This window comes from Streptomyces sp. NBC_01384, assembly GCF_045040035.1.
GTDB lineage: Bacteria > Actinomycetota > Actinomycetes > Streptomycetales > Streptomycetaceae > Streptomyces.
Genome location: NZ_CP109559.1, coordinates 4,340,706 through 4,358,869, shown reverse-complemented (window position 1 = coordinate 4,358,869; position 18,164 = coordinate 4,340,706). Strand labels below are relative to the sequence as shown.

20 protein-coding genes, 1 tRNA gene and 2 pseudogenes are annotated in these 18,164 nt (G+C 69.3%); 13 read left to right on the top strand and 10 right to left on the bottom strand.

Translation table 11 applies throughout. From position 1 onward, the window contains the following. The first annotated feature begins 7 nt into the window (after window positions 1-7). From OG747_RS19800 to OG747_RS19785, 4 genes and pseudogenes are all read left to right on the top strand, one after another. Window positions 8-199 (top strand): mobile element transfer protein, encoded by a 192-nt coding sequence (locus OG747_RS19800; protein WP_351925844.1) that lies wholly within the window; start codon window positions 8-10, stop codon window positions 197-199. Window positions 200-208: 9 nt separating this feature from the next. Continuing rightward, complete coding sequence (locus OG747_RS19795; protein WP_405880655.1) at window positions 209-403, top strand: hypothetical protein; 195 nt, start codon at window positions 209-211, stop codon at window positions 401-403. Between the two features lie 14 nt (window positions 404-417). Next, complete coding sequence (locus OG747_RS19790; protein ID WP_405880654.1) at window positions 418-663, top strand: SpdD protein; 246 nt, start codon at window positions 418-420, stop codon at window positions 661-663. Window positions 664-793: 130 nt separating this feature from the next. Beyond that, window positions 794-1,036: pseudogene (locus tag OG747_RS19785) on the top strand (replication initiator); the annotation flags it as partial. 62 nt (window positions 1,037-1,098) lie between these two features. Here OG747_RS19785 and OG747_RS19780 read toward each other — a convergent pair. Together OG747_RS19780 and OG747_RS19775 are read right to left on the bottom strand one after the other, a co-directional pair. After that, the gene (locus tag OG747_RS19780) at window positions 1,099-1,584 is read right to left on the bottom strand and encodes a hypothetical protein (RefSeq protein WP_331744895.1); all 486 of its coding nucleotides are present in this window, start codon (window positions 1,582-1,584) and stop codon (window positions 1,099-1,101) included. Window positions 1,585-1,648: 64 nt separating this feature from the next. Next, window positions 1,649-2,902 carry an IS256 family transposase gene (locus OG747_RS19775; protein ID WP_331744898.1) on the bottom strand — a complete coding sequence of 418 codons (1,254 nt, stop codon included), beginning with the start codon at window positions 2,900-2,902 and terminating at the stop codon, window positions 1,649-1,651. A gap of 128 nt (window positions 2,903-3,030) precedes the next feature. Here OG747_RS19775 and OG747_RS19770 point away from each other — a divergent pair. From OG747_RS19770 to xerC, 3 genes and pseudogenes are all read left to right on the top strand, one after another. Further along, window positions 3,031-4,094, top strand: a pseudogene (locus OG747_RS19770) (replication initiator); the annotation flags it as partial. Beyond that, window positions 4,087-4,269: a helix-turn-helix domain-containing protein gene (locus OG747_RS19765; protein ID WP_405880653.1), complete on the top strand. Its 183-nt coding sequence runs from the start codon at window positions 4,087-4,089 to the stop codon at window positions 4,267-4,269. The pseudogene OG747_RS19770 and the gene OG747_RS19765, both read left to right, overlap by 8 nt. Continuing rightward, window positions 4,269-5,438, top strand: coding sequence for a tyrosine recombinase XerC (gene xerC, locus OG747_RS19760; RefSeq protein WP_405880651.1), 1,170 nt, complete (start codon window positions 4,269-4,271; stop codon window positions 5,436-5,438). The genes OG747_RS19765 and xerC overlap by 1 nt, the downstream gene beginning before the upstream one ends. A gap of 97 nt (window positions 5,439-5,535) precedes the next feature. On the opposite strand, the gene OG747_RS19755 is transcribed toward xerC, so the two are convergent. The 3 genes from OG747_RS19755 to OG747_RS19745 form a co-directional block, all read right to left on the bottom strand. Further along, window positions 5,536-5,609, bottom strand: a tRNA-Pro gene (locus OG747_RS19755). A gap of 28 nt (window positions 5,610-5,637) precedes the next feature. Further along, the gene (locus tag OG747_RS19750; protein ID WP_405880650.1) at window positions 5,638-6,438 is read right to left on the bottom strand and encodes a Pr6Pr family membrane protein; all 801 of its coding nucleotides are present in this window, start codon (window positions 6,436-6,438) and stop codon (window positions 5,638-5,640) included. A gap of 214 nt (window positions 6,439-6,652) precedes the next feature. Continuing rightward, window positions 6,653-7,579: a metallophosphoesterase gene (locus OG747_RS19745; RefSeq protein ID WP_405880648.1), complete on the bottom strand. Its 927-nt coding sequence runs from the start codon at window positions 7,577-7,579 to the stop codon at window positions 6,653-6,655. Between the two features lie 155 nt (window positions 7,580-7,734). Here OG747_RS19745 and OG747_RS19740 point away from each other — a divergent pair, with 155 nt between their 5' ends. Then, window positions 7,735-8,199 (top strand): GatB/YqeY domain-containing protein, encoded by a 465-nt coding sequence (locus OG747_RS19740; protein WP_405880647.1) that lies wholly within the window; start codon window positions 7,735-7,737, stop codon window positions 8,197-8,199. Window positions 8,200-8,465: 266 nt separating this feature from the next. On the opposite strand, the gene OG747_RS19735 is transcribed toward OG747_RS19740, so the two are convergent. Beyond that, the gene (locus OG747_RS19735) at window positions 8,466-10,781 is read right to left on the bottom strand and encodes a transglycosylase domain-containing protein (RefSeq protein WP_405880646.1); all 2,316 of its coding nucleotides are present in this window, start codon (window positions 10,779-10,781) and stop codon (window positions 8,466-8,468) included. Window positions 10,782-11,402: 621 nt separating this feature from the next. On the opposite strand from OG747_RS19735, the gene wblA reads away from it, so the two are divergent. Continuing rightward, window positions 11,403-11,741 carry a transcriptional regulator WblA gene (wblA, locus tag OG747_RS19730; RefSeq protein ID WP_028799159.1) on the top strand — a complete coding sequence of 113 codons (339 nt, stop codon included), beginning with the start codon at window positions 11,403-11,405 and terminating at the stop codon, window positions 11,739-11,741. 140 nt (window positions 11,742-11,881) lie between these two features. On the opposite strand, the gene OG747_RS19725 is transcribed toward wblA, so the two are convergent. Beyond that, the gene (locus tag OG747_RS19725; protein ID WP_405880645.1) at window positions 11,882-13,309 is read right to left on the bottom strand and encodes an ArsA family ATPase; all 1,428 of its coding nucleotides are present in this window, start codon (window positions 13,307-13,309) and stop codon (window positions 11,882-11,884) included. After that, the gene (locus OG747_RS19720; RefSeq protein WP_405880644.1) at window positions 13,306-14,283 is read right to left on the bottom strand and encodes an ArsA family ATPase; all 978 of its coding nucleotides are present in this window, start codon (window positions 14,281-14,283) and stop codon (window positions 13,306-13,308) included. The genes OG747_RS19725 and OG747_RS19720 overlap by 4 nt, the downstream gene beginning before the upstream one ends. Before the next feature lie 95 nt (window positions 14,284-14,378). On the opposite strand from OG747_RS19720, the gene OG747_RS19715 reads away from it, so the two are divergent. The 4 genes from OG747_RS19715 to OG747_RS19700 all read left to right on the top strand — a co-directional run bounded on the left by OG747_RS19715 (window position 14,379) and on the right by OG747_RS19700 (window position 16,829). Next, entirely contained in the window at window positions 14,379-14,540 is a 162-nt protein-coding gene (locus tag OG747_RS19715) for a DUF4177 domain-containing protein (protein ID WP_075033571.1), read from the top strand. After that, window positions 14,537-15,007 (top strand): RidA family protein, encoded by a 471-nt coding sequence (locus OG747_RS19710; RefSeq protein WP_405880643.1) that lies wholly within the window; start codon window positions 14,537-14,539, stop codon window positions 15,005-15,007. Before OG747_RS19715 ends, OG747_RS19710 begins: the two co-directional genes overlap by 4 nt. A 125-nt stretch (window positions 15,008-15,132) precedes the next feature. Continuing rightward, window positions 15,133-16,002, top strand: a complete 870-nt coding sequence (locus tag OG747_RS19705) for an NUDIX hydrolase (protein WP_405880642.1) — start codon at window positions 15,133-15,135, stop codon at window positions 16,000-16,002. Continuing rightward, window positions 15,999-16,829: an MBL fold metallo-hydrolase gene (locus OG747_RS19700; protein WP_405880641.1), complete on the top strand. Its 831-nt coding sequence runs from the start codon at window positions 15,999-16,001 to the stop codon at window positions 16,827-16,829. Before OG747_RS19705 ends, OG747_RS19700 begins: the two co-directional genes overlap by 4 nt. Window positions 16,830-16,858: 29 nt before the next feature. On the opposite strand, the gene OG747_RS19695 is transcribed toward OG747_RS19700, so the two are convergent. Then, window positions 16,859-17,095: a hypothetical protein gene (locus OG747_RS19695; protein ID WP_405880640.1), complete on the bottom strand. Its 237-nt coding sequence runs from the start codon at window positions 17,093-17,095 to the stop codon at window positions 16,859-16,861. 85 nt (window positions 17,096-17,180) lie between these two features. Beyond that, entirely contained in the window at window positions 17,181-17,855 is a 675-nt protein-coding gene (locus tag OG747_RS19690) for a Crp/Fnr family transcriptional regulator (RefSeq protein ID WP_006382668.1), read from the bottom strand. Between the last annotated feature and the right edge of the window lie 309 nt (window positions 17,856-18,164).

Sequence of the window (18,164 nt, the reverse complement as noted above, 5' to 3'; positions counted from 1 at the left end):
AGCGCTCATGCCCGCCAACCGCCGCTTCCGCAACGTCGTCCGAATCGGTCCCGTCCAGGTCGGCACGTACTACGACGGCCGGGGCCGCGAGAAGCACACCGCCGCCTGCACGGCCCCGCGCTGCGGCTTTTCCACGGACTACGACAGCCGCGCCGCCGCCGAGCTGGCCGCCCGCACCCACCGCTGCGCCGTCCGCTGAGGAGCCTCCGTGACCGTCTCGCTCCCGCTCGTCTTCGTCCTGGGCGTCATCGCCTGGGCCGCGATCAAGTTCCTCGGCATCCGCCTCTGGGTCGCCGTCGTGATCGCGCTGTTCGGCTTCTTGCTCTCGCACACCTTCCTGGCCCCCGCCATTGAGTCCGGCACCCGATCCGGGGTCGGCGTCGTCAACGGCACCCACAAGTGACAAGGAGGTCCGCCATGTTCCGCCCCAAGTTGCCCGATGTCCCGACGCTGCCGACGACGCCTGTCGTCCCTCCCCAGTCGCAGGCTCCGGTGCCCCCCACAGGCCGGTCTCTCACCCCCCACGCGGGTGCGGTCGCCGCCGTGGTCGTCGTCGGCATCGTGCTCACCGCGCTCCTGGCGGCCGTCGCCGTATCGGCCGTGTCCGTGGCCATCGCCGCTGTGGTCCTGCGCTCCCTGCTCAACGGCGCGAACAAGCGCTGACCGGCTGCCGGGGCGGCAACAAGCCGCCAAGCATCCCGCCGCCCCGGAGCCGTCCTCCCAACCGCCGAAACAGCCGAAAGGAAGTCCCATCATCACCCGGCAGACTCCGCCACCGCTTGCGGAACTTTCCATGCTGGCCTCCCTCGGCACCATGCCCGAGCTGGCCCACCAACTCTCCGGCCTGGGCGGCTGCACCCACCCCGTCCGCCTCGAAGGCCACCGCACGGAGTACGCGGTCAACACGGAAACCGGCGAGATCGGCCGGGCCCTGCACCACCTGGACTCCGCCACCCTCCCCGCCGGTCAGCTCCTCGTCCGCTGCAACAACCGCCGCGCCACCCGTTGCGCCGCTTGTGCCGAGACGTACCGCCGCGGAGTAATTGTCAAATCCTGTGGACCAGACGAGGTTGCGCGGTGTAGCTGCCAAGGACGGAGTTATGGTCGGCCGGGGGTCTGGCCGGTCGTGACTTGCGCTACGAAGCGTCTCAGAGCGTGCGGATTCCGAATCACGTGCAGGTTCGCATCACCGGCGTGGGTCGTGATCGTCGCGAGGAGGAGCGGTCGGCTCCGGCGTCGGTAGGCCCATACCCACCGCCAGAAGTCGCCGCGTTCCCGAGAGCGTCGGATCGCTCGCCAGGCGCAGCGCCAGAACGAGAAGTCCAGCAGGATGACGGTGTCCGCCGCTTGGAGCCGGACGGCAGGGACGTCGTAGGGCCCGAGGTCGCCATCCATGATCCAAGCCTCGTCTCGGACGAGTTCACGTTGGACGGCGGCCCACTGATCGAGAGGTGTCGCTTCAAGGCCGGGTCGCCAGAAGTGCTTGTCCAGCTCGATGACGGGAAGCCCGGTGATTGCGCCCAGGCGGGCCGCGAGGGTTGACTTCCCTGAACCGCCACGCCCCAGGATCACGACTCGCTTCATGGCCGCCATAGTTCCAGGCCGGTTCCGGGACGCCTACTTGTTAACGGTGCGCAGCGGGCCGGTGTCATGCTGCAGCGGCCTCGGGCCGTTCGACTAGGTGGCCGTTCTCGAAGCGGGCGCCGGCCCGGACATGGGCGACGAGGTGGGGTGCGGTGATCGCCCTCCAGCGGTCCTGGGCGGACTCGGCGAGCTTGAAGACCATCGCGAGGGCGGCGGCCGGGCTGCCCGCGCCGCGGGTGACCTTGGTCCGGAGCTTCACCGTGGAGAAGGTCGACTCGATGGGATTCGTGGTGCGCAAGTGGATCCAATGTTCGGCGGGGAAGTCGTAGAACGCCAGCAGCTCGTCTTCGTCGTCGGTGATCTTCTTCACCGCCTTGGGCCACTTTGCCCCGTAGGTCTTGGCGAAGTCCTTCACGGCCTTGGCGGCGTGGGCGCGGTCCTCGGCGTTGCAGATCTCCTGCAGGGCCTTCTTCGCGCCGGGCTGCGCGGACTTCGGCAACGCGTTCATGACATTACGGACCTTGTGGACCCAGCACCGCTGGTGCCGGGCGGCGGGGAAGACTTCGGCGAGGGCGTTCCACAGGCCCATCGCGCCGTCCCCGGCCACCAGGGCGGGGTCCGTCATGCCGCGGCGGCGGCAGTCGCGCAGGAGGTCGGCCCAGGACTCGGTCGACTCGCGCAAGCCCTCGGCGAGCGCGATGAGTTCCTTGCGGCCGTCGGCTCGCACACCCATGAGGACCAGGACGCAGGAGTGCGCCTGACCGAGCCTCACCTTGGGGTGAACACCGTCGGCCCACACGTACACGTAGTCGGAACCCGACAGGTCACGGGCCTGGAAAGCGGTGTGATCGTCGGTCCACTGCTTGGTGAGCCGGTTCACGGTCGGCCCGGACAGGCCGGCCGCCGAGCCGAGGAACTGCTCCAGTGCGGGCACGAAGTCCCCGCCGGACAGGCCGTGCAGGTAAAGCAGCGGCAGCACCTCGGAGACCTTCGGGGACTTCCGGCACCACGGGGCCAGGATCTTGGAGGAGAACCGCTTGCGCTCCCCGGTCGTCTCGTCGACGCGCTTGTCGTTCACGCGGGGCGCGGTGACCTCGACCGCCCCGGCCGCCGTGGTCACCTCACGCGGACGGTGACGGCCGTTGCGAACCACCAGCCGGCGGCCCCTCTCATCCCGCTGATCGACCAACTCGGCTATGTACTGCTCGACTTCCGCTTCCAGAGCGGCGGCCAGCATCCGACGCGCACCTTCGCGGACGATGTCGTCGATCAGGGATCCGGTGGCGGTGGTGCCGTCTTCGGTGACTACGCTGAGCACGGGCGTGCCTTCCCGACCCGCGCACCAACGCGGGCCTACTCGGTGACCTTCAATCGATCACTCGGGAAGGTACGCCCTTCGCGTCCAACCCGAGCACGATCCACAGATCTTGAGCATTGCTCCCGCCGCGCGACACCTACCACCTGATCACCGCCGGACTCCGGGGCGGCAAGGGAACGTCGGAACGGGTCGCGACGCACCCGCGCGCCTTCGCCACCTTCACCGCGCCGAGCTTCGGACCGGTCCACAACCGCCCGTCCAGCGGCCGGGACTGCCGCTGCGGCACCCGTCACGACGAGCAGGACCCCGCCCTGGGCACTCCGCTCGACCCGGACACGTACGACTACGAAGCGGCCGCCCTCTGGAACGCGTACGCCGGTGCCCTGTGGCGGCGCTTCTCGATTTACCTCCGCCGGGAGATCGCCAAGCGAGCCGGCCTCACCCAGCGCGCATTCCGCGATCACGCACGGATCTCCTTCGCGAAGGTGGCCGAGTACCAGAAGCGCGGCGCCGTTCACTTCCACGCCGTCATCCGACTCGACGGCCCGGAGGGCGGTGACACAGCTCCGCCGGCCTGGGCCACAACGAGCTGCTGACCGACGCCACCCGCGCGGCTGCCACTGCGGCGCGCATCGACGGCCCGGAGATCGACAGCCGGTCGCACTCGTTCGTCTTCGGCCGTCAGCTCGATGTCCGCCCGATCCGCTCCGCCGACTTCGACGGCGACCAGGACCTGACCGAACGGGCCGTCGCGTCGTACATCGCCAAGTACGCCACCAAAGGCGCCGAGACCGCGACCGGCACCCTCGACCGGCCGATCCGCTTCCTGGCCGAGCTGGCCCAAGCACGGATCACCGAACACGCCCGACGCATGATCCGAACCGCCTGGGCCCTCGGCGCACGCCCCGAACTGGCAGACCTCCGGCTGCGTGCCTGGGCCCACATGCTCGGCTTCCGCGGCCACTTCTCCACCAAGTCCCGCCGCTACTCCACCACTCTCGGCACCCTCCGCGACGCCCGCGCCGAATGGCGCCGCGCACAAGCAGCTCCGGCCGTCCCACAGGACGGCGAGACAACGCTCGTCCTCGCCCACTGGGTCTTCGCCGGCACCGGCCTCAGCACCGCCGAAGCCTGGCTCACCGCCTCACTCGAACCCGCCCCCGGAACAGAAGGAGAACCGACGCATGCGTGACGACGAGCTGCTGACCGTGGCCGATGTCATGGAACGCCTGAAGGTCGGGCGCTCGACGGTCTACGACCTGATCCGCACCCGGCGTCTGCCGTCTGTCGCCATCGGGCGGTGCCGACGCATCCCCGCCTCCGCCCTCGGCGACTTCATCGCCGGTCAGATGGAGCGTGCGGCCTGATGACCAAGCGTCGGAGTCGCGGTGACGGCGGCTTGCACTGGGACGAGAAGAGACAACGGTGGATCGCCACGGCGAACCTCGGCTTCGATCCGAGCGGGAAGCGGATCGTGAAGCGGGGGAGTGGCAAGACCAAGACGGAGGCGAAGAACAAGCTCAAGGAGGTGTTGCGGGACCATGAGGACGGCCTTGCCATCGCGCCCACCAACTACGCGGTCAAGGACGCCGTGACGGACTGGCTGGCGTACGGCTTGGCGGGTCTCGACCCCAGCACCGTCGAGACCGTGACGCTCCTGAGTCAGAAGCACGTGATCCCTTCGCTCGGTGCGCGCAAGCTGCGCGAGCTGAGTGCGGAGGACGTAGACCGCTGGCTGGCCACCAAGGCGAAGACGCTCAGCACGCGCACCCTCCAGGGGATCCACTCCTGCCTCAATCGCGCGGTCAAGCGGGCCATGGCCCGGGACAAGGTGAAGCGCAACGTCGTTGAGCTGTGCTCGGTGCCTCAAGGGCAGGCTGGGCGCCCGTCCAAAGCGCTCACCTTCGCCCAGGCGGAGGCCGTACTCAAGGGCGCCGAGGGAACCTCGATGTACGCGTACATCGTCGTCGCGCTGCTGACCGGGGCCCGCACCGAAGAACTGCGGGCCCTCACCTGGGACCACGTCTTTCTGAAAGGCCGACCGGACCTCGACCCGCCGCAGCCTCCGCATATCGCCGTCTGGCGGTCGGTCCGACGAAGCGGGGACACGAAGACCCGGAAGTCCCGGCGCACGCTGGCTCTGCCGGCGCGCTGCGTCGAAGCCCTCTGGCAGCAGTTCGAAGATCAGGGATGGGATCGGCTCGCCGCTGATGACGAGTGGGAGGAACATGGCCTGGTCTTCTCGTCGGCCGTGGGCAAGCCGCTCGACGCTGCCAACGTCCGACGCGCCTTCCGTCAGGCGCTCAAGGGCATCGACGGGATCAACGCCGACGAGTGGACTCCGAGGGAGCTGCGGCACAGCTTCGTGTCTCTGCTGTCCGACCGTGGCGTCCCGCTGGAAGAGATCTCCCGGCTCGTCGGACACTCCGGGACCGCCGTCACCGAGGAGGTCTACCGGAAGCAGATCCGGCCCGTGATCCAGACCGGGGCTGTGGTCATGGACGGGATCTTCGGCGCGCAGGAGCGGCGCCCGTAGACACGCGAAAAGCGGTAGTCACGCAGTTAGACACGCAGAGAAAACAGGTGAGGCACCTACTAGCGACTAGTAGGTGCCTCACCTGGTGTCTCGGCTGTCGGGGTGGCGGGATTTGAACCCACGACCTCTTCGTCCCGAACGAAGCGCGCTGCCAAGCTGCGCTACACCCCGATTGTCGCTGCTCTCGCGGCGACGTCGTTTACTTTAGCCCACTGGTGGCCGGAGACGAAATCCGGTTTTCGGGGCGTCGGCCGCGGCGGCGGAGCGGGTCGGGGCGGAGGTGGTCGAGGGCGACGACGAGGAGGGAGAGGGCGTAGAAGGCGACGCCGAGAATCGCGGTGTTGCCGAGGATGCCGACGTAGCCGTGTCGGTCGACGTCCACGAAGGAGTAGAGGTAGCGCTCCGGGGTGCCGGGGGGCAGCATCGCGCCGCGGGCGAGGGAGAGGGCCAGGTAGGCCAGGGGGTAGAGGAGCCATGTGGTGGCGTACCGCACCGCGAACGGGGCCGGGCGGGTCAGCAGGACCCAGTCGATCACCGCGGCGATGGGTGTAGCCGTGTGCAGGATCTGGTTCGAGACCGCCTGCCAGCCCGTGAACGTGGCGATGTCGCCGGTCATCGAGAAGCCGTTGGGCTGGTTCGCCAGGATCAGGTGGTAGACCAGGCCCGTGATCGAGATGTAGAGCAGCGTGCCGCCCATGAGTGCGGCCGACAGCGGGCGGCGGGCCGTCCATGCCCGCCGGGCGGAGGCGGCGAAGACGACCGCCACCAGCAGGTTGCTCTGGATGGTGAAGTAGCTGAGCACGTGGAGCGGGCTGCCCAGGAGCAGGTCGATGGCCACGCCCGCCACGGCCGCGAGGGCGACCAGGGCGCGGAAGGCTGCTGTGAGTGGGCGGTGCACCGGGTCCACCACTGCCGCCGCCGGGACGACCGAGAGGACCGGTGGGGCGATGCCCGGGATCGCGGGCAGGTCGGGTATGTCCTTGGGTATCGGGGCGATCATGCCCCCACGCTAAGCCGGGTGGACGAATCGGGCGATACGGGTCGGCTAGGTGGGTTACGGCTGTGTCGTCACGTGGGAGCCGCCGGGGTCAGCCCCGGGGATCGGCGCCCCGGGACTTCCGCACACCCCTGACCGGTTCCTGACCGGTTCCTGACCGGTGTCCGACCGGTTCCTGACCGGTGTCCGACCGGTTCCTGGCCGGTGTCCGACCGGGCTACGCCTGGCTCACCAGCGTCAGCAGCGACGCCTCCGGCGGGCACGCGAACCGTACCGGCGTGTAGCGGTTCGTGCCGCAGCCCGCCGAGACGTGCATGTAGGACGTCCGCCCCTCCGCCGTATGGGTGGACAGGCCCTTCACGCGGTCCGTGTCCAGGTCGCAGTTGGTGACGAAGGCGCCGTAGAAGGGGAGGCAGAGCTGGCCGCCGTGGGTGTGGCCGGCCAGGATCAAGGGGTAGCCGTCCGCCGTGAACGCGTCGAGCGTGCGCAGGTACGGGGCGTGGACCACGCCGAGCGAGAAGTCGGCCGACTCCGACGGGCCGCCGGCCACGCGCGCGTAGCGGTCCCGCTTGATGTGCGGGTCGTCGAGGCCGGTCAGCTCGATCTCGGCGCCTTCTATCTTCAGCGTGCCCCGGGTGTTCGTCAGGTTCAGCCAGCCCGCCGTGTCGAAGCCGTCGCGCAGCTCCTCCCACGGGTTGTGGACGGCTCCCACGGCCGGCTTGTTGCCGTTCAGACCGTGGCGGCCCTGGGACTTCTCCATCAAGTACCGGGCGGGGTTGCGGGGTTTCGGGCCGTAGTAGTCGTTCGAACCGAAGACGTACGCGCCCGGGAACTCCATCAACGGGCCGAGGGCGTCCAGGACTTCGGGGACGCCCTCCGGGTCGGAGAGGTTGTCCCCGGTGTTGATGACGAAGTCGGGGCGCAGTCCGGCCAGGGAGCGCAGCCAGCGCTGCTTCTTGCGCTGGCCGCTCACCATGTGGATGTCGGAGACCTGGAGGACACGGAGCGGTCGCATGCCCGGGGGCAGGACCGGGACCGTCACCCGTCGGAGGCGGAACGAGCGGGCCTCGAAACCCGCCGCGTACAACAGTCCGGCGGCGCCCACCGCCGTGATTCCCAGGGGTACTCCGTATCGCGCGCGCATACGTCCATCGTGTCAGACCCCGACGCTCCCGCGTTCCCCCCTGTGGACAACCCCGGGCGCGTGGGCCCCGCTCCGTGCCCGCGCCCCGCCCGCGCCGAAACCGGCAGCCGAAATCAACAGGCGACCGCCGCACCACACCTGCGACAATCGACGACATGACCACGCTCAAGTCGAAGCTGCAGGAAGACCTCAACGCCTCCATCAAGGAGCGCGACGAGCTCCGCTCCGCGACGCTCAGGCTGACCCTCACCGCGATCACCAAGGAGGAGGTCGCGGGCAAGACGAAGCGCGAGCTCTCCGACGACGAAGTACAGAAGGTGATCACCCGCGAGGCGAAGAAGCGCCGTGAGGCCGCGGATGCCTTCGCGCAGGGCGGGCGTCCCGAGTCGGCCGAGCGGGAGAAGGCGGAGGGGGAGGTACTCGCCGCGTACCTGCCCAAGCAGCTGTCCGACGAGGAGCTCCAGCAGATCGTCTCGCAGGCTGTCGAGGAGGCCAAGGCGGCGGGTGCCGAGGGGCCGCGCGCCATGGGCCAGGTCATGAAGATCGTGAACCCCAAGGTGGCCGGACAGGCCGAGGGCGGTCGCGTCGCCGCGGTGGTCAAGAAGCTGCTCGCGGGCTGAGAGTCCTCGGGGGCTGAGTCCTCGGGGGCTGAGCTCTCACGGGCTGAGCGACCAGGGGGCAGATGCGGGAGGGTATGAAACGGGGCGCCTGGGACTACGCCGGCGCCCTCACCCTCACCCGCGACCCGGCGCCCGCATGGAGGCATCGGCCTGCTACCAGGTCACTCTGGCAGGTCACTCTGGTGGCCGCGCGCAAGACTCCCGAGGCCACGGAGGTGGCCCACGTCGGTCTGCGCGCGGCCAGGACTCACCTGATCGCGACGGGGTCACCCGTTACGGCCCCCGTTGCCGTTCTGCCCCTGAATGAAGCCCTCGGGAAGGGAGAACGTAGGCGTCGGGAACCCGCCTCCGGTCGTGCCGCCGTTGGTGCTGGTCCCACTGATGGTGTTGCCACTGATCGTGTTGCCGTTGGTGGTGTTCCCACCGTTCCCCTGGCCGTTGTTCCCGTTGTTCCCCCCGTTGTTGCCGCCGTTCCCGCCGTTCCCGTCGTTCTGGCCCTGTCCCTGGCCCTTGTCGTCGGGAATGTTGACGAGGTTGAAGGAGGGGGAGGCCTTGCCCTGGAGGGCGCCGGTCATGGCGTCCTTCCAGATGGGGCCGGGCACCTGACCGCCGTAGACCAGGTCGTGGTAGACGCCGCCGATGTTGATGTTCGTCATCTTGACGTTCTGCTTGGGGCTGCCGACCCAGACCGCGCCCGACAGGTTCGGCGTGTACCCGACGAACCAGGCGTTCTTGCGCTCGTCCGTCGTACCGGTCTTACCTGCGTTGTCGCGGTCGGAGAGACCGGCCTGCTGACCCGTACCGGAGTCGATCACGCCCTGGAGCAGCGTGTTGACGGTGTCCGCGGTCGTCTCGGACATGGCCCGCGAGCAGGTCGACTTCGGGACCTCGAGCGACTTCTGCTTGCCGTCGGCCTTCTGGGTGATCGACTCGATGGCGATCGGCGTGCAGTACATGCCCCGGGAGGCGAAGGCGGCGTACGCGCTCGCCATGGTCAGCGGGGAGATGCCCTTGGAACCGAGGGTGATGGCGGGCACCTCGGGCAGCTTGTCGCCGTTGCCCTGCACGACGTGCAGCTTGTTGGTCACGTTTACCACCGGGCAGATGCCGATGTCCGAGATCATCTGCACGAAGTAGGTGTTGACCGACTTGGCCATCGCCGTCTTGAGCGCGTAGGGGCCCTTCTCCGCGGTGCTCTCGTTCGACAGCGTCTCGTTGCTCTGGTTGGTCCAGGGCTTGCTGCTGCACGTCTGCACGGGGCTGGGGTAGGACATCTTGTACGGCGACGAGTACTGCTGGGTCGCCGGTCGGCCCTCCTCCAGCGCGGCCGCGGCCACGAACGGCTTGAAGGTCGAACCGGTCGGGAAGCCGTAGTTCGAACCGCCCATGTCACGGTCGACCGAGTAGTTGTACTCCGTCTCGTTCTTCCCGTAGCCGTACGGCCTCGACTGCCCCATGCCGACGATCTTGCCGGTGCCCGGCTCGACCAGGGTGGCCGCCGTGGCGACCGAGTCCGACTGGTTGACGTGGCTCTTGATCGAGGCCTGCACCGACGCCTGCGACTGGGGGTCGAGCGTCGTACGGATGGTCAGACCGCCCTGGTTCCAGACCTTGGCCCGGGCCTCCTTGGTCTTGCCGAAGACCGGGTCGGTGAGGAACACGTTCTCCACGTACTTGCAGAAGAAGCTCGCGCCCTTGACCGCCGTGATGCAGCCGTTCTTCGGCTGGCTGACCTTCAGGCCCAGCTTCGTCTCCTTGGCCTGGTCGGCCTCCTGCTGGGAGATGTCGTGCACCTCGGCCATGCGCTGCAGCACGGTGTTGCGGCGCTTGGTGGCCTCGGCCTCGTCGTTCACCGGGTCGTACCGGCTGGGCGACTGGACGATGCCCGCGAGCAGCGCCGCCTCCTGGAGTTTCAGGTCCTTGGCGGGCTTGGAGAAGTAGCGCTGGGAGGCGGCCTCGATGCCGTAGGCCTGCTCGCCGAAGAACGTGATGTTCAGGTAGTTCTCGAGGATCTTCTTCTTGCCGAGCTTCTCTTCCAGCTGGATCGCGTACTTCAGCTCGCGGACCTTGCGGCCGAGGGTCTGCTGGGTGGCCTGGGCGACCTTCGTCGGGTCGTCGCCGGCCTCCTCGACGAAGTAGTTCTTCACCAGCTGCTGGGTGAGCGTGGAGGCGCCCTGGGCCACCCCGCCGTTCTGCGCGTTCTGGTTCAGCGCGCGCAGGACGCCCTTCAGGTCGATCGCGCCGTGCTGGTAGAAGCGCGAGTCCTCGATCGCGACGATCGCCTTCTGCATGTAGGGCGAGATGTCCTTGAGGTCCACCACCGTGCGGTCGCGCGAGTAGACCGTCGCGATCTGACCGCCCTTGCTGTCCAGGATGGTGGTGCGCTGGCTGAGCGCCGGACTCTTCAAGTTGTCGGGAATGTCGTCGAACCCCTGGACGGAACCCTTGGCCGCGAGACCGAGCGCACCCGCCGCGGGCAGGGCGATTCCGGCCATGACTGCTCCAGCGAGCACGCTGACACCGAGGAACTTGGCGGCCTGCTGCGTTGCCGACAGACCACCGCCCGAGCGCTTCTTTGGCATGAGGGCAGCCTAATCCGTAGTGATGAGCGTTCCGGTGGAGCGGGTGCCCCTCGGGATGTTCGAGTGCCGGATCGTGACATCACGGGGCAGCCGACAAGCAGTCGATGAGCAGCCGGCAATCAGCCGATGCGCAGTCGACGGGCAACCGATGAGCTCCTCGCCCTTCACCAGGGATCAGCTTGACGGCACAGCAGCATTTGACGGCACAGCAACATGAGGTGTCTACGTTCTCATTCGCCGGACACGCGTATATGCCTTGGCCTAAGCTGCTCTCAACTGTCACAGCAGTGCGGCCACGTATCAATACGTCCGGCGACCCCGAATCGTTCCGGAGGTTCCCCAATTTTTTTGGGGAGGTCGTGTCCGAATCAGCCTCATGCGTCACCAGGTGTCCGTTGTGACTCAACTGAACTGTCCCGGTTTGCCGTGATGCTCACTTATGTCCGCGGCTCACTCCCCCGGGTGATCTGCCGCTTACGCATAGTCCGTTCGGGCCATTCAAGATTGGGCCCGAAGGGGGTGTTGCGCTGTGCCCACCTTCCGTAACGTCCTCAACTGGCGGCGGTGAATATGCCGCTGCCGCCGTGGGGGAGCCTCGATTCGGGAGAGGACGGCGCCGGTATGGGCTGGGTAACCGACTGGAGTGCGCAGGCGGCCTGCCGCACTACCGATCCGGATGAACTGTTCGTTCAAGGAGCAGCGCAGAACAGGGCGAAGGCAGTGTGCACCGGATGTCCGGTGCGCACGGAGTGCCTCGCCGATGCGCTCGACAATCGCGTCGAATTCGGCGTGTGGGGTGGCATGACGGAGCGGGAGCGCCGCGCACTGCTGCGCAGGCGTCCCACCGTCACCTCGTGGCGTCGCCTGCTGGAGACCGCGCGTACGGAGTACGAGCGCGGTGCGGGCCTGCTGCCCCTCGACGAGGAAGAGGTGTACGAGCGCTACGCGGCGGTGGGGTGAGGGCGCCGCACTGAGGCGTCCCTCGGGACCACCTCGGCCCCCTCTCGGACCCATCACCACGGGCCCACCAGAGGCCCACCACGGACCCGCCAGAGGCCCAACCACCACAGGCCCGACCTCGGGCCCATGGGCGGCGCCGCTCAGGCGCCGGTTTCAGGCAGCTCCGGCCGATTGGCCGCGAGCCGGTCTCCGATGTCCCGCAGTCCCGCGAGGTCGTGTACATCGCCGGGCAACGCGGCCACTTCGGCAACGGCCACCTCCGGGTGGAGCGCGGCGAAGCGGTCACGCGTGCGCTGCTCGCGGGAGAGCAGCTGCATGCGCTCGGCGTGCAGCCTCAGCAGGCCTGCGGTGAGTTGTTCGACGGTCCGGTCGGTGTCCGTGGCGGCGGGGGAGCCTTCGGCGGGACCGTCGGGAGTTGATGTTTCGGAAGCGGGAGATTCTGAACTGCCGTACGTGTCGGGAGAGTTACGAAGTCCAGCTTTCCCGCCCTCCTGATCCACAATGCGGGTGTCGTCAAGATTTTCTGCAGCCAGGGGATCAAGATCTTCCGCGGCGCCGGAATCAAGGTCCCCGGCGGCCTCGGGGTCAAGGTCTTCGGTGGCCTCAAGGTCAAGGTCCTCGGCGGCCGCGGCATCGAGGTTCTCCGCAGCGGCGAGCGCCCGTTCGGCGGACAGCTGGGCGGCGCCGCTGCCGTGCACCCGGTTGAGCACCAGACCGGCGAACGGCATGTCCTCGGCGGCCAGCCGCTCCACGAAGTACGCGGCCTCGCGCAGCGCGTCCCGCTCAGGGGCCGCCACTACCAGGAACGCCGTCCCGGGCGCCTGGAGCAGCTTGTACGTGGCGTCCGCGCGTGTACGGAAGCCCCCGAACGTCGTGTCCATCGCGGCCACGAACGTCTGGACGTCCTTCAGGAGCTGTCCTCCCAGCAGCTTCCCCAGGGTGCCGGTCATCATCGACATCCCGACGTTCAGGAACTTCATCCCCGCGCGCCCGCCCAGCTTCGCCGGAGCCGTCAGAAGCCGGATCAGCCGTCCGTCGAGGAAGGACCCGAGCCGCTTCGGAGCATCCAGGAAGTCGAGGGCCGAGCGGGACGGCGGCGTGTCGACGACGATCAGGTCCCACTCGTCCCGGGCCCGCAGCTGCCCCAGCTTCTCCATCGCCATGTACTCCTGCGTGCCCGCGAAGCCCGCTGAAAGCGACTGGTAGAAGGGGTTGTTCAGGATCGCGGCCGCCCGCTCGCCGTCCGCGTGCGCCTCGACGATCTCGTCGAAGGTGCGCTTCATGTCGAGCATCATGGCGTGCAGCTCGCCGCCCGCGGAGTCGTCGATGCCCTTCACGCGGCGCGGGACGTTGTCGAGAGAGTCGATGCCCATCGACTGGGCGAGCCGGCGTGCCGGGTCGATGGTGAGCACGACCACCTTGCGGCCCCGCTCGGCGGCGCGCAGCCCCAGGGCCGCCGCCGTGGTCGTCTTGCCGACGCCGCCCGAGCCGCAGCACACCACGATGCGGGTCCTGGGGTCGTCGAGCAGCGGGTCGACGTCGAGTACGCGGGCCGGTTCCAGACTCATGAGATCCCTTGAGAGCGCAGTTCTGTGGCCAGTTCGTACAGGCCCGCCAGGTCCATGCCCTCGGCGAGCAGGGGGAGTTCGTGCAGCGGCAGGCCCTGCTCCGTGAGGACGGCCCGCTGCTCGCGCTCCAGGGTGTGCCGCTCGGCGTACTCCTCGGCCTGTTCCAGGAGGGGTTCGACGAGCCGCTCGGCGCTCCCGCCGCGGCGGGCACCGCCGAGTCCGGCCGCCGAGAGCGACTTGGCGATGGCGCTGTGCGCGACGGCGCCGGTGAGTTCCAGGTCGACCTCGTCGAGGAGCGCGGGTCGCACCATGTTCACGAAGATCCGCCCCACCGCCAGCTTCGCCGCCCGCAGCTCGGTGATGCCGTCCGCGGTCTCCTGGACGGGCATCTCCTCGAGCAGTGTCACCAAGTGCACGGCCGTCTCCGGCGACTTGAGGACGCGCATCACGGCCTGTGCCTGATTGTGTATCGGCCCGATCTTGGCGAGCCCCGCGACCTCGTCGTTGACGTTCAGGAAGCGCGTGATCCGTCCCGTGGGCGGTGCGTCCATGACGACGTAGTCGTAAGCGAACCGACCGCTCTTGTCCTTGCGCCGTACGGCCTCACAGGCCTTTCCCGTGAGGAGCACGTCCCTGAGACCGGGCGCGATGGTGGTCGCGAAGTCGATGGCGCCGAGCTTCTTCAGGGCCCGTCCGGCGCTGCCCAGTTTGTAGAACATCTGGAGGTAGTCCAGGAGGGCCAGTTCGGGGTCGATGGCGAGGGCGTACACCTCCCCGCCCCCCGGAGCGACGGCGATCTTCCGCTCCTCGTAGGGCAGCGCTTCTGTCTCGAAGAGCTGCGCGATGCCCTGTCTGCCCTCGACCTCGACGAGGAGGGCGCGCTTGCCCTCGGTCGCGAGGGCGAGCGCGAGGGCCGCGGCTACCGTCGTCTTGCCGGTACCGCCCTTGCCGCTGACGACCTGGAGCCTGCTCACGTCTTCGAGCCTAACCAGTCCGCCGCCGGACTACGCAGGAGGCTGTGGACAACGCGTGCGCGAGGCCCCCGGCGGCAACGGCTACAGTCGGCGACATGACCAAGTGGGAATATGCAACCGTGCCACTGCTCGTCCATGCCACGAAGCAGATTCTGGACACCTGGGGCGAGGACGGCTGGGAGCTCGTCCAGGTCGTGCCCGGGCCGAACAACCCCGAGCAGCTGGTGGCCTACCTGAAGCGCGAGAAGTCGGCATGAGCGGCGCCGTCGAGTCGAAGCTCGCGGAGCTCGGCCTGACCCTGCCGGACGTCGTCCCGCCGCTGGCCGCCTACCAGCCCGCCGTGCAGTCCGGCGTGTACGTCTACACGGCCGGCCAGCTGCCGATGGTGGACGGCAAGCTTCCGCTGACCGGCAAGGTGGGCGCGGAGGTCACCGCCGAGGAGGCCAAGGACCTGGCCCGCGTCTGCGCGCTGAACGCGCTGGCCGCGGTCAAGTCCGTCGCGGGCGACCTCGACCGCGTCGCGCGCGTCGTGAAGGTCGTCGGCTTCGTGGCCTCGGCCTCGGACTTCACTGGCCAGCCGGGTGTCCTCAACGGCGCGAGCGAACTCCTGGGCGCGGTCCTCGGCGACAAGGGCGTGCACGCCCGCAGTGCGGTCGGCGTGGCGGTCCTCCCGCTGGACGCCCCGGTCGAGGTCGAGATCCAGGTGGAGCTGACGGGGGCGTAGACGGTCGGGGTGGGGCGAAAACCCCACCCCACCCCACCCCACCCCACCCCACCCCACCCCACCCCCAGCCCGGCGATCCCCCGAGGCCCCTCGAACATTCGCCCGGCTCGGGATAGCCTCCGGCCATGGCGAATGGGCAGTGGTATCCACCGGAATGGCCCGAACGGATCCGCGCGCTCGCGGAGGGCACGCTGACCCCGGTGCCGCCCAGGCGCGCGGCCACCGTCATGCTGCTGAAGGACACCGACGCCACCCCCGTGGTGCACATGCTGCGCAGACGCGCCTCCATGGCCTTCGCCGGAGGCGCGTACGCGTATCCGGGCGGTGGCGTCGACCCACGCGACGACGAGCACCAGATCCGCTGGGCGGGCCCCACGCGCGCGTGGTGGGCGAACAGACTCGCCACCGACGAGACGTCCGCCCAGGCCGTCGTCTGCGCCGCGGTGCGTGAGACGTACGAGGAGGCCGGCGTCCTGCTGGCCGGGCCCACCCCGGACACCGTGGTCGGCGACACCACCGGCGACGACTGGGAGGCGGACCGCGCGGCCCTGGTCGCCCGTGACCTCTCCTTCGCCGAGTTCCTCGACCGCCGGGGACTCGTGCTCAGGTCCGACCTCCTGGGCGTCTGGGCCCGCTGGATCACCCCGGAGTTCGAAACCCGCCGCTACGACACCTGGTTCTTCGTGGCCGCCCTCCCGGAGGGCCAGCGCACCCGCAACGCCTCCACGGAGGCCGACCGCACGGTCTGGACCCGCCCCGCGGACGCGGCGGACGGCTACGACAAGGGCGAGCTCCTGATGATGCCGCCCACCATCGCGACCCTGCGCCAGCTCATCCCGTACGACAGCGCCGCCGACGTCCTCGCCGCCGCGCCCGGCCGCGACCTGACCCCCGTCCTGGCCGAGGCCCGCCTGGAGAACGGCGAAGTGATCCTCGCCTGGCCCGGCCACGACGAGTTCACCAAGCACATCCCGACCGGTGGAGCCCCCGCATGACCGACGCCGCCGCCCTCCCCGGCCAGCCACGAGGCGGGGTCCTCTCCGGCCCCGCCACCCCGCGAGCCCTCAACGTGCTCGCCCCCAACGCGTCCGCGATGACCCTGGACGGCACCAACACCTGGATCGTCGCCGAGCCGGACTCCGAGCTGGCGGTGGTGATCGACCCCGGCCCCCTGGACGACGTACATCTGCGCAATGTCGTGGACACGGCCGAGAAGTCGGGGAAGCGAGTGGCGCTGACCCTGCTGACGCACGGGCACCCCGATCATGCCGAGGGCGCCGTGCGGTTCGCCGAGCTGACGGACACGAAGGTGCGGGCGCTGGATCCGGCGCTGCGGCTCGGGGACGAGGGGCTGGCGCACGGGGACGTCATCACCGTCGGAGGGCTCGAACTGCGCGTCGTGCCCACCCCCGGCCATACCGCCGACTCGCTGTGCTTCCATCTCCCGGCCGATCGGGCCGTCCTGACGGGTGACACCATCCTCGGCCGCGGTACGACCGTTGTGGCCCACCCCGACGGCCGCCTGGGCGACTATCTCGACTCGCTGCGGCGGCTCAGGTCCCTCACCGTGGACGACGGCGTGCACACCGTCCTTCCCGGCCACGGGCCCGTCCTGGAGGACGCCCAGGGCGCCGTCGAGTTCTACCTCGCCCACCGCGCCCACCGCCTCGCCCAGGTCGAGACGGCGGTCGAGAACGGCTACCGGTCGCCGGCCGAGGTCGTCGCGCACGTGTACGCGGACGTGGACCGTTCGCTGTGGCCCGCCGCGGAACTGTCCGTACGGGCGCAGATGGACTACCTGCGGGAACACGGCCTCATCTAGGACCTGTGCCAGACGGCCGGACGGTGTGGTCACCGCTCGGCTCGTACCCGAGGGGCCGCCTCGATCCGCTCGCGCCCACGCGGCAGGTGTGCGGCCGAGTTCTCGTCCAGGAGGGGCGTCAGGAGGGGCGTACAGAGGCAGGCGACGAACCAGCCCGGCCGGCCCAGGTCGTACGTCTCCAGGTCGCTCAGCGCCCGTGTACGGCCGACCAGGAGCGTCCCGACCCCGTCGATCATCCGCGGGAACTTCTTGGCGAGCCACGTCAACGACGACGGGGTCCCGCCCAAGCAGGCGGGACCCCGTCGTCCTACGGTCGTCGTACGGCCAAGACGCCAAGACTTCGACGTCGCGTCAGCGCGAGCGCTTCGCGAGCCTCTCCACGTCCAGCAGGATCACCGCGCGGGCCTCGAGGCGGAGCCAGCCGCGGCCCGCGAAGTCGGCGAGCGCCTTGTTGACCGTCTCGCGGGACGCGCCGACCAGCTGGGCCAGTTCCTCCTGCGTCAGGTCGTGCACGACGTGGATGCCCTCTTCCGACTGCACGCCGAAGCGGCGGGAGAGGTCCAGGAGCGCGCGGGCCACCCGGCCGGGCACGTCCGAGAAGACCAGGTCGGACATCTGGTCGTTGGTCTTGCGCAGCCGCCGGGCGACGGCGCGCAGCAGCGCGGCGGCCACCTCGGGCCGCGCGTTCAGCCAGGGCTGGAGGTCGCCGTGGCCGAGGCCGAGCAGCTTGACCTCGGTCAGCGCGGTGGCGGTCGCCGTGCGCGGGCCCGGGTCGAACAGCGACAGCTCGCCGATGAGCTCGCCGGGGCCCAGGACGGCCAGCATGTTCTCGCGGCCGTCGGGGGAGGTGCGGTGGAGCTTCACCTTGCCCTCGGTGACCACGTAGAGGCGGTCGCCGGGGTCGCCCTCGTGGAAGAGCGCGTCGCCGCGCGCGAGGGTCACCTCACTCATGGAGGCGCGGAGCTCCGCGGCCTGCTCGTCATCGAGCGCCGCGAAGAGCGGGGCGCGCCGCAGAACGTCGTCCACGAGTTCTCTCCTTGTCGACCTGCTCAGGGGATCTTGCTCCCCCGTGATACCAGGGGACCGTGTTCCCCATCTTGCCGGACGGTCCAAACAGTGTGATCAGTCACAAGTCTGCCGCACCGGCGTCCCGGGCAGTGCGGCAGGGGGCCAATTGGGGGCTGATCTTCTGGGTCCGGGGCGGATGTCGGTGGTGGGCTTTAGGCTGGCCGAGTGTCCAAATCGCCGGTGAGAGCACAGGCCAAGGGGGCTGGGCGGGTGGTTGTACGTCGCGATTCCGCTGTGGGTGAACAAGGTTCCGGCGACAGTAGAAAA

Coding starts and splice junctions, on each gene's coding strand:
- OG747_RS19740 (WP_405880647.1), top strand. CDS start 7,735: ATGACCACGCTCAAGTCGAAGCTGCAGGAAGACCTCAACGCCTCCATC.
- OG747_RS19800 (WP_351925844.1), top strand. CDS start 8: ATGCCCGCCAACCGCCGCTTCCGCAACGTCGTCCGAATCGGTCCCGTC.
- xerC (WP_405880651.1), top strand. CDS start 4,269: ATGACCAAGCGTCGGAGTCGCGGTGACGGCGGCTTGCACTGGGACGAG.
- OG747_RS19745 (WP_405880648.1), bottom strand. CDS start 7,579: ATGCGCGCGCGATACGGAGTACCCCTGGGAATCACGGCGGTGGGCGCC.
- OG747_RS19790 (WP_405880654.1), top strand. CDS start 418: ATGTTCCGCCCCAAGTTGCCCGATGTCCCGACGCTGCCGACGACGCCT.
- wblA (WP_028799159.1), top strand. CDS start 11,403: ATGGGCTGGGTAACCGACTGGAGTGCGCAGGCGGCCTGCCGCACTACC.
- OG747_RS19735 (WP_405880646.1), bottom strand. CDS start 10,781: ATGCCAAAGAAGCGCTCGGGCGGTGGTCTGTCGGCAACGCAGCAGGCC.
- OG747_RS19765 (WP_405880653.1), top strand. CDS start 4,087: ATGCGTGACGACGAGCTGCTGACCGTGGCCGATGTCATGGAACGCCTG.
- OG747_RS19725 (WP_405880645.1), bottom strand. CDS start 13,309: ATGAGTCTGGAACCGGCCCGCGTACTCGACGTCGACCCGCTGCTCGAC.
- OG747_RS19705 (WP_405880642.1), top strand. CDS start 15,133: ATGGCGAATGGGCAGTGGTATCCACCGGAATGGCCCGAACGGATCCGC.
- OG747_RS19750 (WP_405880650.1), bottom strand. CDS start 6,438: ATGATCGCCCCGATACCCAAGGACATACCCGACCTGCCCGCGATCCCG.
- OG747_RS19715 (WP_075033571.1), top strand. CDS start 14,379: ATGACCAAGTGGGAATATGCAACCGTGCCACTGCTCGTCCATGCCACG.
- OG747_RS19780 (WP_331744895.1), bottom strand. CDS start 1,584: ATGAAGCGAGTCGTGATCCTGGGGCGTGGCGGTTCAGGGAAGTCAACC.
- OG747_RS19710 (WP_405880643.1), top strand. CDS start 14,537: ATGAGCGGCGCCGTCGAGTCGAAGCTCGCGGAGCTCGGCCTGACCCTG.
- OG747_RS19700 (WP_405880641.1), top strand. CDS start 15,999: ATGACCGACGCCGCCGCCCTCCCCGGCCAGCCACGAGGCGGGGTCCTC.